Origin of the sequence: Solitalea canadensis DSM 3403 (assembly GCF_000242635.2) — a bacterium.
GTDB classification, from domain to species: domain Bacteria; phylum Bacteroidota; class Bacteroidia; order Sphingobacteriales; family Sphingobacteriaceae; genus Solitalea; species Solitalea canadensis.
In genome coordinates this window covers 1,110,995-1,124,452 of the sequence record NC_017770.1, presented here as the reverse complement: position 1 = coordinate 1,124,452, position 13,458 = coordinate 1,110,995, and the positions used below count along the sequence as shown (strand labels likewise).

Below are 13,458 nucleotides of genomic sequence, written 5' to 3'. Positions count from 1 at the left end.
AAAAAGCTCAATTTTCTGATTGATACCTAACTTCATTTATAGTTATTTATGGCCCTTTTTATTGATCAAAAACATCATTTGTTTGTTAAAAATAGCTATTCCTTTTTCTTGCTCCCTACTACCTAAACAAGAATTTCCCAGACTTACATAAACCAGTCCTGACTCTTCGGTTAATTTTATTGTCTTTTTAACGCTATTCATCGAGCCCTCCACCAACAAAATAAATGACCTATTCTCAAAGTTTTTATTTGCCAGTTCTTTTAAACGAAGCAATACATTGTCATTAATGGATTTATCCATGTTGCTTAATTCAAGAAGCAACAGGCATTCTGTTAAGCTACATAACTGTAAACCATACGTTTGATCAAGACTATCAATCGTTTTATTTGGAGGGAAATTATCAAAACACTTGTTAAGATATTCAAACCGCTTTTCGTTTAATGAGTCAACCGATTGAGCAATAGCACTAGTTAAAATGAAAAGAAAAAATAATGTTAATGAGGCATTCTTCATCATCAAAGCGGGTCTAAATAACTTCCGTATTATTATGTTCATTTAAATACCTCGTTAAAAGGGAAATCTACCAAGATGATAACGTGTATATTCTATCCCGTGCCAGGTTCCTATAATAATTGCCATTCAAATTATAATTAATGATTCAACCAGAAAATAAAGAGATAAATAAAAAATGTTGGTACAGCAAACAAAATAGCGATTATCAAAGGTCCAATCAGTTTACCATTTCTAACGGCTGCTTTTTTATTCACTCCTCTGCTTTCAATGTAAAGACCAATATCCTTATTAATCTTTTCAATATAGTGAATACTAAGGTCTTCCTCCTCTTGTTTAATCCAGTTTTCACCAAGATATTCACCGGAAATATTAATATATTTTTTATCCGAAAGAGCGGCTTCTATATTTTTAACACCAAACCTAACAAGTCCAACATCATTAGCATTTATATACCTCAAATGCCCATGACCATTAAACGAGAAATAAATCTCTTCATCAGGAATTTCCTGTTTCCATTTATCAATAAAAAGCTGTAATTCTTTTCGTTGCTCTTCGGTTAACTCCATTTTCTATTTTTCCTAATTGATACCTAACTGCATTTGTAAGTCCATAAACAGCGCATAAAGTTCATATCCTTCCCCTCCTTAGTCCATAGAAAAGGATAAAAAGTATAAACCTCACCACCCTTAAGTTTTGAACAATCTACCTTCCAATCCTTCCAGCGTAATCCTCGATAAAAATCTTCAATATTGCCGTCGAAGCAGAAAAGCAAAAAATCAGAATAGGTTATATTTAAAGGTTCCCACGCTAAGTTATCGGGTGAGAGATAATATAGTTTTCCTACATCGTCACCTAAACCGCCTCCATTAATGGCAAAAAAACCATCGGCTGCGTCATCGGCAACTAGTAACCTTAACGGTTGCTGGCCAAATTCCTCAAGTTTTTTTCCTTTATTCCAATCAGGCAGGTTTCTGGTTAAAAGTGGACTGCCTGACCCTAGGATTCTTATCCAGCCATTGTCGATTAAGATACCACCTGTTGAATAAACAATCGCTCCCATTGGAGACCGTGTGGTAACCTGTATTTTATACAATACATCTCTCGCCCTTAGCACATCACAAGGAAGTACTTCCTCTTTATTTTTTGCATTATCGATCCATTGTTTTACCAGGTCCCATCCAGGCTCTACATTATTCACTAATTCATCAACACTTCGAAATCTATCTTGAGAAAAAGAGGTCATAGTTAAAAGTATAAATAGAAAAGTAACAAGACATTTTATTTGTCCAGTTCATTAATTAGCAATATCATTTGCTTATTGGAAATTGCTATTCCTTTTTCTTGCTCACTACTAATCCAGCTTTCTTACTTTTCAAAGCAGGCCTAAATAATTTCCGTATTATGTTCATTTAAATACTTCTTTAAAAGGGAAATCTGTCCAAGGTGGTAGTGCGTATGTTCAATTATCCCAACTATGTTCCTGTAATAATTACCATACTTCGGATCAGCAAAATCGTCGAAGAGCATGGAGTCTTCTAACTTCTCAATTTCAGCAGCAAATAATTCAGCTTCAGAAAGTGTTTTAGCAACTAATTGATTCCAATCATCTGCAGAAGTTATTGGAGAAAGATCAAAGCTATATTTATCACTTGCGTTCAATAGTTCACCTTGCAGTACCTTCAACACCGCTGCTACGTAATAGTTAACATGAAAAACCAACACTGCAATGGTATTAAAGTTATGAACCTTTGTTACCGATTGTTCCCAGGTTATATCTGCCAACGTGTCTTTAAGATTAACGGAAGTCCAGTTACCCCCAAAGTGCACATCTCTGAAATGTTTTGCAATTTGTTTACTTAGCATCGTTTCATAAGTTTCTGTTGAGAGTAAAGATAAAAACAGTTTATGAAACTTATACGCTGATGTTCTACAAGTACGTGTTAGGTTTAGCTAGTATTTGTATTCGTCTAAGCTCAGATAGCACAAAATGTTCGCAGGTATACCTTTTTATGGGATCAACCTAAAAAAGCAAGGGAATTGCGGGATTAATTCTGCTGAAAAAACAAACCCCAGCTAACTTAAAGTTTGCTAGGGTTTCTTTCAGCACCTTTGGCTGAAGACAACGAAATTATGTATATCGTCAACCTTTGACATTGTTTAACCTTTTTATCCTTCAGACTCATCTCTTGAAAATGAGAGGAAGAAACTATCAGATACGACTATCTTCACTTTCAAACAGCTATTAAAGAGCCCTTTTTGCTCTAAACTTTCCTTCGATTTTCTTTTTCGGTGGATTGTATTGACCTATTCTCCACACTTCAGCGTTGAACTCACCCTCCACATACTCCCCAATACCTCCAAACTTGGTAATCTTGACCTGTCCCTCAGAATATACTAAGTCACAGTCAAAACAATTTTGCTTTTGAGTGATCCAGGAATTGGGAAATTCTTCATTTGTGGCTAAATCGATATAAGCCTTTTTGTAATCTTCTCCAAAAGGATAGCTCCCGGCTCCAGGTCCTCCGGGAATAACAATACCGATGTCGTAGCCATCCTCAAGGTGCGCCGAGATGCTAAAATTGTTTGCATCTAATAATATTGCGCTTTCTCCATTTTCAGGTGCCTTATTCTTTATTTCTTTTCCATCTACCTTAATAATCATATAATCGTCGGGTGCGGTATGTATAGGAGTGCTGATCATCACAATTGAATTTCGCTTGTTGCTATAAAATGAGACTGGTACAGTTACACTGATCTGTGCCGGATTTTCTATCGGAACCTGGCTTGGTGCAGTATAAATACAACTAGGCCCGCTTGCCTTTAGTGTCCCCTTTCCAAATCCGATAGACCAGCGAAGGGCCGAAACATTTCCACTATACTCAACAAGATCACCTATAGGCTGGTCTTTTGTCAATGGCTCAAGTAAGGAACCAAGGTGCCACATCAGGCGCAGGCTTGTTGTATCTCCGACTGAGACCTGTTCTTTACTGACTTCAAGTTCGAAGAGCTGTGCCAACACCCAGTCACTAAAGTGAGTGGTTTTTACGGTTAGTTTCTTGCCTGCTTTATCCAGCTCTGTATCTGAGGCCAGGTAATGGTGACCTTTCTTATCCTGGTAAGCCAAGAAAAGAAGATCACTTACTTCAGTCTCGATGCCAGCCTCCTGAAGATCGAATGTGATGCTTACAGGTTTTAGAAATATAAGACCTTCTGGAAGAATACGATAAGCTATTCCCGGACTCCCCTCGAGTGTATTGGTAATGGGTTGTATGCTGAAATCGACCTGCTTGGGAATGGTACCGGGAGGGACTACAACTTGAAGGATCCCATCATCAGACGCCAACATCCCGCCTTCGGGGCCTATCTGCTTGACAGTTGCCTGTCCGATAGGAGTTCCGAAAGGTCGTTCTTTGGGTGTGGCCCCTTGTCCACTCCAATCCTCTAAATGATCTGGTATATCTTTTTTTGTACAGGCACTGATCCCTATGTATAGGAGACAGAAAATGACAACTTTTGGAGTTAATCTCATAATTGTTTTCAAAAAGTAATTCATAAAGAGAAATGTTTTTATAACCTTACAAACTCCACACGTCTGTTTTTTGCTTTTTCGTTTGGGTCCATATTCTTTTCTACAGGTTCTGTATCACCTTTTCCAAGTGTTTCTATGCGATTTTCTCCAATTCCGTATTTTTCTATCAGTTCCCTTTTTACGGATTCGGCTCTCTTTTGAGACAGAGCCATGTTCTGCTTGGGAGTCCCGTCGCTATCTGTATGTCCTATCACTTTTATCCGGATGGCATTATCTTGCTTCAATGCAGCCGCCACCTCTTTGATCACTCCTTGATTATCGGATTCTATTTTTGCCGAATTGGTTGCAAACAGAATGGAATTGCTCTCCAGCTTACCCTCCGTTAAGAGCTTGGAGCGTGTGTCCGGGCTTCCATCCGCAAAGCATAGATTTGAGATATAGTAGCCCAATTCACTATTTTTATAATTGGAAGACTCCAATTCCAATCGCAATTGGTTTAATAAATTAGAAACTGGGACTGTTTGAGGAAGATCAAAAATCTTTTCCTGATCGATCCACACACGGATTCTTTCCTTTTGGATATCCATCGCAATATGGACAGGCTTTCCGAGTTTTGCAGTAAAATCTGGAAGGATATAATTTTCTGTAGCTATTTTATTCGAGTTATTCTCTATTGATTTAAGTTTTACACGAAGTTCGTTCCTATATGGGGATAAGATAATATTGACATTGTTCTTTACACGATAATCATTCGACAGGATATAACCTTTATTTCCCCTGTCGTATAGACCGATCTTAAGAGCTGGCAATGGATAGTTTCCATTGGGCGGAAAATCGATAATTACATCAAATTCTATCGTATAGTTTTCTTTCAGTAAAACTGTTGGACTTAAAAACGTACCGCTATATAACTGCAGCCATTTCCCAGGCACATCATTGAACTCTACAACTTCTCCTTTGCTCCGTGTATACCATTGCATGGGAAATTGTCCAGTAACATCCGGTAAAAAATCTTCTTTCAATAATACAGTACTTCCTGATTGAAAGTCGTATACTGTATTTTGTTTTTTAACTCGTTCCTTTTTGACTTTCTCGGTAGGATTCTCTCTTGTGTTATCCTTTTTACCAGATTTGTCTTCGAGCAATTCGTCCGTTTTTTTGTCTATGACTTTCTCAGCAATGCCTGTTGCCTTTTGCTTTAATCTACCAAAGGTACTTTGGCCAAAAACGGAGGTGTTACCTATGCAAAGCAAGATTACACATAAGTATTTTGACGATATCTTCATTTTTAATGGTTGTAACTACTGATAAGAAAGCTGCCCTAAAAGCAGCTTTCCTTTAGAATATATTTAAGCTTGTTTAAAATAATAGGGTGCTATAAAGACTTTGTAGAGATCAATTTTAGTTTGATGTTTACATCCGGAAGTATATAGAGCGGCTTATTAGGATCGCTATCCATTAACATTCCCCATTTGGTTCTGTCGATCTTAAAGTTTGCTTCAACCAGCAAGTTTTCTTTATTCACCGTAATTTTGGCAGGGAAAGAAATTGGATGCGTTTGACCTAACATAGTAAAATTACCTGTCAGCAAATAGTTGGCACCACTAATAGCCTCTTCATCGTTACCTGTGTAAGGTTCACTTTTTTTAAATTGAAACCTTGCATTCGGATGGATTGCCATGTTAAAAAAATCAGGGCTCTTTAGATGATCCAATAACTGCTTTTTCACAGGGTCTTGCAGATCAAAATTTTCGATGGAAGAAATCGGTATAGTAAAATCGCCGGATTTTACATCTCCATCATCTCCGGCTTTTAACTCTCCGGTTACTTTAAAAGATCCCACGTGAAAATGATCCGGTGCAGATCCCTTCCATTCTATTGTAGATGAATTCTCGTTTACTTTATAAGCTTCTGTTTTTTCGCTTCCTTTTTCGCATGATGCAAGCATAAAGAGAACGGGAAGAAAGAGCATTTGTAGATTTTTTCTCAATGTTTGTTTCTTCGTTGTTGTTGTTTTCATGATGTCAGTTCAAAATTTTGTGTACACTTTTTATCTGTTTTCTCGATGCAAAACTAGGAAGCCTCGCTTTCGAAAATCTTGGTAATTACCAAGATTTTCGAAAACAAGGCTTCCTTAGTGTATCAGACTGAAACGACACCTATCGCTATTTACTACTGACTCTGAGTTACTTGCTTTTTTTCAATATCAATGAAGTTAAGCCGCCACCCATTACCTGATATTGCTCAATTGCTAGCCCTGTTCAGCTCTATTATACATTTGGCTTGATTATCAATTTTAGATAACTTGGCAACCGCAAATCAAGAGTTACTTGCTATATTAAACACGATAGGATAGATTATAAATGGATACTAACCAAACCTCACCGACAATTCTACAAACAAAACAGCATTTCGAAATTCTTGACGGATTAAGAGGTGTTGCCGCTCTGGCCGTTGTAATATTTCATTTTATGGAATGGGTGTACACCGATTTAAGCAAGAACTTCATCGGACATGGTTTTTTGGCTGTCGATTTTTTCTTTTGCCTTTCGGGATTTGTAATCGGATATGCCTATGACGATCGTATAGCCAAAATGGGCGTTCTTGAGTTTTTTAAATCGAGGATTATCAGGCTGCATCCCCTGGTTATTGCTGGATCGGTGTTAGGATTGCTGGCATTTTTGTTCGACCCTTTTGGTGGCGATCCTGAATCGTACAGTACCAGTAAAATCATCCTGGCATTTTTGTGTTCGGTATTGCTTATTCCCTTTCCTGTAATAGCCGACCGTGGATTTAACCTGTTTAGCTTCAATGCACCGTCGTGGTCGTTGTTTTGGGAATATATCGCCAATATCGTTTATGCATTTGTACTTTGTAAGATCAAACGCAGTTACCTGATACTGTTAACCATCATCTCGGCGATGGCTATTTGTTTTGTAAGTTATCGCTCCGGCAACTTACTAGGCGGCTGGAGTGGCCCAACCTTTTGGGACGGGTGTGCCCGGATATCGTATTCTTTCTTAGCGGGACTGCTTATTTACCGTTCTAACTGGATCATCAAAAATAAGCTGGGGTTTGTCGGTCTATCTATATTATTGTTCCTGGCCTTTTTAATTCCGTTCTCCACATGGAGTTGGTTAACCGAGCCTTTGATAGTCCTGTTTTTCTTTCCTTTGCTGATAGCATTAGGCGCAGGGGCTAATTTAACATCTGGCTTAAAAAAGGTTTGCGTATTTTCCGGAAAGATCTCTTACCCATTATACATGACGCATTACGCCGTTTTATGGATGTTCGGTAATTATTACACCAACCATAAACCCGGTAATATGCAACTGACTTTTATAATTATAGCAGGGATAATTTTGGTGGTTGGAGCATCATATCTGATGATGGTACTCTACGATATCCCCGTAAGGAAATATTTAAACGATAGACGGAATGATCGGCTTGCCAAACAAAAAGCTGACGGTGTTTTATCGCAACAGGATTAAGGCATTTTTTGAGTGATAGAGGAAAACGTAAAAACCCAATAATTACACAAGCTATGAATAGCAGCCATTACAAGTTAATGCAGTTATTGCACTGTAACCTATATGACCTTGACTATTCGATGAAGTGTTTAGCCGATCAGAATTTAATCTGTCGCGGACCAAGAAAGGGAAATAGGGAGTAGTTCAGCAATGTTAAGGGCTAATGCGAAAGAGACGTATAACCTAATATTTACCAATCACAATTATTGTATTACTATTCAGGTTGGTTCACGATAGATAGTGTAATCTTTTATACTTTATTGCATTTTATAAAATAATCAAACTAAACATTTTTTTTAATCATTTCGATTATACAATTAACTTTAAAGTACTTTTATTTGCATAATATTAAAGGTCACTAAAAACACTTCTACGGCCTAATTGTAAGCCTAAACATAACAAATCCTTATAGCTTTACTACAGAATTGTCACTATTAATAAGTTGGACAAACTGATTGATAATTTGGCATTTATGATTATTTATTCTTTAACCTTCCCGTTAATTTCCTCACCAGTTAGCATACTGCCTTGCAGATACCTTAACGCAAGAAAAACATTTTAAGGAAATCTTTTACATCATTAATTATTTATTGATTATGAACCAACGTCTATTAAAGCGGAAATTCTTATTCCTTTTCTTTTTCGCCTTATTTACCATGATTACAGCTTGTGAAAAGGATACAATTGAAAGACACGAAAACCCAGAAAAACAAATCGAAAAGGTACGCCTTGATGAGATTACGGAATGGTATTCGAAAACGGGCAGTCAATGGTCTAAAAAAAGTAAACTGCTTTATGATTATGCACAGGAAGGTATTGTCAACGGAAGATACTATATACGTATGCCATTAGACAGTTCTTATGTAGATATGTACTTTACCAAGGAAGACGGACAGATAAAGGGCTATGCCTATAAAGTGTATGAAGGCAAAGGCAGTGAAGGTGATTATTCAGGTGTAGTTCAATGGTATGACTTTCAAACTAACAATTTCAGCGGTGTTCAATTAAATGAAGGTAAGGTAACTAAAGAATACACCTTTGAAAAAACAACCACAGCAATAAGTGGAAAGCAAACAAAGAATATAATAGATAGAATATGGTGTTGGATTAGAGGCGGGGTGTATTCTGATTATACTGGTATTTGTTTAGAAGTTATACGTGAACATCCGGTTGAAGATGGCAAATATGGTACAGCAGGTGCAGGTAACGGGGCTAAACCTTCCGAATATCCATCAGGCAAGATTCCTGAATATACAACACCTGGAATAAGAACCTTAACATCAAGTGGTTCCGTTTCTACTGCAATCGGATCAAGCAGTGCATGGAAGGATGTCAACAAAGGAAAAGAAGGAGGAGGGGCACGTGAAAAAACTGATATTTATGGTAAGAACGGTTATCCGTTATTTACTGCAAAATACCTAGACGCTTCAACTGGAATAACTTATTCCTTTAGTGAAATTGAAACCATGTTTATGAACAATCCTGCACTTGTTGCGGATCTGAATAAAAACATTGGGGACGAACCAACTATCAATCTAAACATTGTATCACCAAAATACCATGTAATCAAATCACTGGAATTTGCTGAAGAAGCCATTGCCTTAGGTGCAATGAACCCTACATGGACTTCGGTACAAATTTATTCAGCGGCTTTATGGAATACGTTAAAAGGTGAATTTCATTTTGCATTGGACATGGTGGGAATGGTTCCTGTTGTTGGTGAAGCTGCTGATATAGTCAATGGTGGAATCTATTTCCTGGAAGGAGACAAGATTAATTGTGCATTAAGTGCAGGGGCAGCTATTCCTGTCGTTGGTTGGACCGCAACCGCTGGCAAATGGACCAAAAATGCTGTAAAGGGAATGTCCACAACAGTCTCAAAAATTCCTAATCTGAATAAAGCCTATAAAGCTGTTAAAAATGGTCGAGGTAGTGTCCGATTCATTAAATTAGCGGTGAAGTCTTTTTCATACAATGAATTAAAAGTTCTTGAGGCGGTTAAGCCAGCTGATGCAAAATTAACAAGCATTGCCCGTTGGCTTTTAGATCAATCAGCTTTGCATATTGCAACAACTGAAACAGCACTTAAAAATATTGTGGATGATATTGTTAAAAATGGAGACAATGTAGTTAATGCAGCAGGTAAGAAAACTGAAGCATTAAGTGATTTAATTTTCACACGTGAAGGCTTTACCAAACAAACATCTAAATTAACAAGTGATAATGGTTTTGATGGTGTTTTTATAAAAGGTACATTGGACAATCCTACAGAAATTATTATCAATGAAGCAAAACAAGTTGGAAGTGCAGGCAATATAAAACTGGATTTACCTAACAAAGGGCCTCAAATGAGCGATGCATGGATTGACGCCACTATAAAAGAAATGCGTAGCAATGCAGACCCAATTACAAAAAAGCTTGGCGATGTTTTATTGAATAATAGAAATAAAATAATTAAAACAGTTACTGGAATAGACAGGTCAACCGGCGAAATTTTAATTTTAAAACTTAAAAATTACAATTAAATACATGGACAGAATTGAGCATCTGATAACGATTTATAATAGCTTCCAAAATGATGAAAATTTTGTAAGAAATAAGATTGAAGAAGATCCTGCAAATGATTATTTTTTTGTCCCTGCCTTGGAAGGTACTAATATTGTGTTTGCAGTCCATTCGATTTTCATCGAAAATGATATCGATAAAGCAAAACTGTTTTTCAGTAACTCGGCATCAGCTTCGGAATATATGAGCATTAAATATGATCGACATATAATGGATACCGGTATTGAAGAAATGTCTTATGCGCTCCTATCAGATAATGTAAGTTTAATAAACAGGTACGCATTGTTAAAAAATAAAGTCAACAATGTAAACTTTATAGGTTTTCAAATGCCAAATGCAATGCAAAATATTTTACTAAATGATTTTGACAAATTAGATGTTAATATCGATTCAATCCAAAAGCAGATTAAGTATCGTCGTTATCGTTGGTATGAACCTATTGTTGATGTATTCCAGGGCTTCAAAACAAAAGATGAGGCATTAATTAAATCAGGTTTATTGGGATTACTTAAAACACATAACAAAAGAAACAAATCTGAATTAATCTGTAAATTTCTTTCAACTGATACAGCAGGCCTATGTAAACTTGCGTGGCGTTGTGGTTATGAAATTGATTTAGGTAGTCCACTTGTTCCTATTGAACTGATGCCTATTCGTCCATTAACTGAATACCAGACCTATAATTTCTTAATATAAGTAATTTTGGTCAGTTATAACAAATGAACAGCCAAGCCCTAAAAGCTTCGGCTGTTCATTTTATATTGGTACCGATATATGGAATCCCGCTCTCGAAGGTGTTTCAGCGATAGCGTCACCTTCGAGTGAATATAAAACAGAGGACTCCGTCCGGCCGAAAGCGCCCACCTAACTTCAAATGAAAAATAAATAACGTTTATTCTAAAACTCAGCTTCTATCCAAAGACGATTGATAATCGCTCACTAGACTTTTGTGTGTACGGTTTCGCCGTTTTTGAATTGATGGATGCTTTAATTACAAATGAACAGCAATTGAGAGTGTTATTTGGAACTGAATAACTTTGCAAAGATTTTCTACACAGTGTATAACGCGACAAAACCATCCTTTCGAATGATTTTGTTGCTTCATTTTATTGGATCTTTTGTGTCATCGGCCAGACAGAGTCTTCCTTCTTATTTGCAGTTGAAAGTTTCACTATCGCTAAGACTTCCAACAACGAGGGGTATTGAGTATTTCCTACATTGCGAAAAATGTGACGAAACCTCTGCCATACATAAAGGAGAATTTTCTTTTTAATCTAATTTTCATTAACGAAAAAACGGGCTGTTTTGATTTTCAAAATGGCCCGTTTTTTATAAATTCTACTCTTAAGTTCACCTTTTTGATATGGAAAATTTTACAACTTCAAAATATATCAAAGCAATCCAACTTGCCAAGTGATTATTAATTAATTTGAAAAATTGGTCAGTGTTAGGAATTTCATCACTTTGAATATTATGCCTATTTGCACTAAATAAGTGAAAGAATCTATTCCTGATATTTATTATTAACGTATTTAATTCAATGAATTTAACAGAGAGTGTATCAAATTCCTGACAATTAGATTTATCAAGAATGTCTCCACACATCCTTTCTAATACTTTGTAATATGTTTTCTGAACTTCATTAGGAAAATTTGGATCAATTGAAATATTTATGTTTAAATCCTTCATCGGATCATTTTCAAACAACTTTCTCAGAAAAACTCTAAAAACACCCAATTCACCCTTGCTATTCTCTTTAGTTAACTCATCAGATGTACAAGCTTTTAAAAATTGAAAAGCAGAATTAAAGTCCTCTATTTTTGAAGCATAAATTAGGGGGAATGGAATGGAAATCATTTCAAGCACCCTATATATGTAAATAAATGCAGTGGTATAAGATTCCTTTTTTTGAAAATACAGGAAATTGGCAAACTCATTTAGTAATCGTTTATGAAACTCATAGTTACTATTTACAAAACGTCTATCAGAAAATAACCTCCCCAATTCATCAACTGTCAAAGCAGGTGCTAAATAACTAGTCATTTTTTTAAAGGTGATACGGCAGTGAACTGGTTATTTAAATCTAAGTAATCAATATCTTGTCTAATGTAATTAGAATCATTAATTGAGCGAAATTTAACACCTCCACTCATAAGTCGTAATAAAATAATCAAATTACTCGACTTATTTGCTCCTGTACTTGTAATTAAAAGAGATTGTTGATATCTATTGAAACTTGACTTTACAAGTGTTTCAGAAAATTTAAATGGATCTATAGGCATTTCTTAATTTGCTGTTATTTCCAAAAACTTTCCTATTAACTCATTTGTATCAAATCCCTTAGTTTGCCTATAATTTTTTACAAAATAGAAAGAAAGTTCTCTTCTAAACTTTCCTAAATTTACTTTTGACGGTTTTATTGCACTAAATGCTAATTCAAAAGTTTTAAATGCATTTCTTGTCTCCTCAATATTTTCTTCTTGTATAAATGAATAAGAAAATTTAATCCCACAACAAAAACCTATTAAATTATTAGATACTCTGAACCATTCACTTAAAAATGAATCGGATAATTTACTATCAATTAAAGAAAGAATATCTTTAAAAGTAATTGAACCAATAAAAACTCTTGACTCAAGAATTCTTCCGACAATAATTTCGTCCATCTTTTCTTCAATGATTTTGTTGTTTTCATTGTGAACATTTTCAGTAAGAAAAGATAAATACCCTTTTGTAACGTCAGCCAAACTAAAAGCATTTGGTAATCTTTCGATAGATTTTTCTTTTTCAGATTGTATATTAAACCTGGTTAGATGTGAAAAATCAAATAAATCTCTTGTAAGGATTTCAATTTGATGTTTTGGGGTCATAGGTTTTTGCCCATTATTCAAAGTAATCATCCTATATAAAAGCTTATCCTCATTATCAGATATAATTACATTAAAATAAATAGGATTCGTTGGTTCAAATATTCTTAACTCACTAGCCTTTTTAAGTGTATTTAATCTTTGAATTCCATCAAGTATATAACCATGATTAATTTTATTCATCATAAAATCTTTCAACTCTTCAATATTTTGGAATTTAGGATCCTGCTTAACAAATGCAATTGTTATAGGTGGCATAATACATCCTGCCAAAATATCTTGTTCTAATCGTTTATAAAGCCTAGAATCTAAAGACTTTCTTTGAGCTTCGAATCTATTAATTAGCGGATAAAATTTTTCTAATGCAAAGGCATAATCACACATTCCTAATCCCACCTCACTTTTAATAACATTATCAAAAGATTTATTGAATATTTTCATAAACTAGGGATCA

12 protein-coding genes are annotated in these 13,458 nt (G+C 35.6%); 3 read left to right on the top strand and 9 right to left on the bottom strand.

Features of this window, described 5'->3' with window-relative positions:
• Positions 1 to 42 precede the first annotated feature (42 nt).
• From SOLCA_RS04685 to SOLCA_RS04655, 7 genes are all read right to left on the bottom strand, one after another.
• Entirely contained in the window at positions 43 to 555 is a 513-nt protein-coding gene (locus SOLCA_RS04685; RefSeq protein WP_014679298.1) for a hypothetical protein, read from the bottom strand.
• Positions 556 to 650: 95 nt separating this feature from the next.
• Positions 651 to 1,079: a hypothetical protein gene (locus tag SOLCA_RS04680; protein ID WP_014679297.1), complete on the bottom strand. Its 429-nt coding sequence runs from the start codon at positions 1,077 to 1,079 to the stop codon at positions 651 to 653.
• A gap of 23 nt (positions 1,080 to 1,102) precedes the next feature.
• On the bottom strand, positions 1,103 to 1,756 hold the full coding sequence (locus SOLCA_RS04675; protein WP_014679296.1) for a DUF2625 domain-containing protein: 654 nt from the start codon (positions 1,754 to 1,756) through the stop codon (positions 1,103 to 1,105).
• 140 nt (positions 1,757 to 1,896) lie between these two features.
• Positions 1,897 to 2,376, bottom strand: coding sequence for a hypothetical protein (locus SOLCA_RS04670; RefSeq protein WP_014679295.1), 480 nt, complete (start codon positions 2,374 to 2,376; stop codon positions 1,897 to 1,899).
• 379 nt (positions 2,377 to 2,755) lie between these two features.
• Complete coding sequence (locus SOLCA_RS04665) at positions 2,756 to 4,066, bottom strand: hypothetical protein (protein WP_014679294.1); 1,311 nt, start codon at positions 4,064 to 4,066, stop codon at positions 2,756 to 2,758.
• A gap of 14 nt (positions 4,067 to 4,080) precedes the next feature.
• On the bottom strand, positions 4,081 to 5,328 hold the full coding sequence (locus SOLCA_RS04660; RefSeq protein WP_014679293.1) for an OmpA family protein: 1,248 nt from the start codon (positions 5,326 to 5,328) through the stop codon (positions 4,081 to 4,083).
• Positions 5,329 to 5,417: 89 nt separating this feature from the next.
• Positions 5,418 to 6,062, bottom strand: a complete 645-nt coding sequence (locus SOLCA_RS04655) for a YceI family protein (RefSeq protein WP_014679292.1) — start codon at positions 6,060 to 6,062, stop codon at positions 5,418 to 5,420.
• A 343-nt stretch (positions 6,063 to 6,405) separates the two neighbouring features.
• Here SOLCA_RS04655 and SOLCA_RS04650 point away from each other — a divergent pair, with 343 nt between their 5' ends.
• The 3 genes from SOLCA_RS04650 to SOLCA_RS04640 all read left to right on the top strand — a co-directional run bounded on the left by SOLCA_RS04650 (position 6,406) and on the right by SOLCA_RS04640 (position 10,833).
• Positions 6,406 to 7,533, top strand: coding sequence for an acyltransferase family protein (locus SOLCA_RS04650; protein ID WP_014679291.1), 1,128 nt, complete (start codon positions 6,406 to 6,408; stop codon positions 7,531 to 7,533).
• 635 nt (positions 7,534 to 8,168) lie between these two features.
• A complete protein-coding gene (locus SOLCA_RS04645) occupies positions 8,169 to 10,097 on the top strand; it encodes a hypothetical protein (protein ID WP_014679290.1) in 1,929 nt (642 codons plus the stop codon).
• 4 nt (positions 10,098 to 10,101) lie between these two features.
• Positions 10,102 to 10,833: an immunity 49 family protein gene (locus tag SOLCA_RS04640; protein WP_014679289.1), complete on the top strand. Its 732-nt coding sequence runs from the start codon at positions 10,102 to 10,104 to the stop codon at positions 10,831 to 10,833.
• Between the two features lie 654 nt (positions 10,834 to 11,487).
• Here the strand turns inward: SOLCA_RS04640 and SOLCA_RS04635 are convergent.
• Positions 11,488 to 12,180 (bottom strand): hypothetical protein, encoded by a 693-nt coding sequence (locus SOLCA_RS04635; RefSeq protein ID WP_014679288.1) that lies wholly within the window; start codon positions 12,178 to 12,180, stop codon positions 11,488 to 11,490.
• 242 nt (positions 12,181 to 12,422) lie between these two features.
• The gene (locus SOLCA_RS04625) at positions 12,423 to 13,445 is read right to left on the bottom strand and encodes a hypothetical protein (RefSeq protein WP_014679286.1); all 1,023 of its coding nucleotides are present in this window, start codon (positions 13,443 to 13,445) and stop codon (positions 12,423 to 12,425) included.
• Positions 13,446 to 13,458 lie beyond the last annotated feature (13 nt).

What these genes read in the sequence shown, in the direction of transcription:
- SOLCA_RS04685 (WP_014679298.1), bottom strand. Translation starts at nt 555, where the DNA reads ATGAACATAATAATACGGAAGTTATTTAGACCCGCTTTGATGATGAAG.
- SOLCA_RS04680 (WP_014679297.1), bottom strand. Translation starts at nt 1,079, where the DNA reads ATGGAGTTAACCGAAGAGCAACGAAAAGAATTACAGCTTTTTATTGAT.
- SOLCA_RS04675 (WP_014679296.1), bottom strand. Translation starts at nt 1,756, where the DNA reads ATGACCTCTTTTTCTCAAGATAGATTTCGAAGTGTTGATGAATTAGTG.
- SOLCA_RS04670 (WP_014679295.1), bottom strand. Translation starts at nt 2,376, where the DNA reads ATGCTAAGTAAACAAATTGCAAAACATTTCAGAGATGTGCACTTTGGG.
- SOLCA_RS04665 (WP_014679294.1), bottom strand. Translation starts at nt 4,066, where the DNA reads ATGAATTACTTTTTGAAAACAATTATGAGATTAACTCCAAAAGTTGTC.
- SOLCA_RS04660 (WP_014679293.1), bottom strand. Translation starts at nt 5,328, where the DNA reads ATGAAGATATCGTCAAAATACTTATGTGTAATCTTGCTTTGCATAGGT.
- SOLCA_RS04655 (WP_014679292.1), bottom strand. Translation starts at nt 6,062, where the DNA reads ATGAAAACAACAACAACGAAGAAACAAACATTGAGAAAAAATCTACAA.
- SOLCA_RS04650 (WP_014679291.1), top strand. Translation starts at nt 6,406, where the DNA reads ATGGATACTAACCAAACCTCACCGACAATTCTACAAACAAAACAGCAT.
- SOLCA_RS04645 (WP_014679290.1), top strand. Translation starts at nt 8,169, where the DNA reads ATGAACCAACGTCTATTAAAGCGGAAATTCTTATTCCTTTTCTTTTTC.
- SOLCA_RS04640 (WP_014679289.1), top strand. Translation starts at nt 10,102, where the DNA reads ATGGACAGAATTGAGCATCTGATAACGATTTATAATAGCTTCCAAAAT.
- SOLCA_RS04635 (WP_014679288.1), bottom strand. Translation starts at nt 12,180, where the DNA reads ATGACTAGTTATTTAGCACCTGCTTTGACAGTTGATGAATTGGGGAGG.
- SOLCA_RS04625 (WP_014679286.1), bottom strand. Translation starts at nt 13,445, where the DNA reads ATGAAAATATTCAATAAATCTTTTGATAATGTTATTAAAAGTGAGGTG.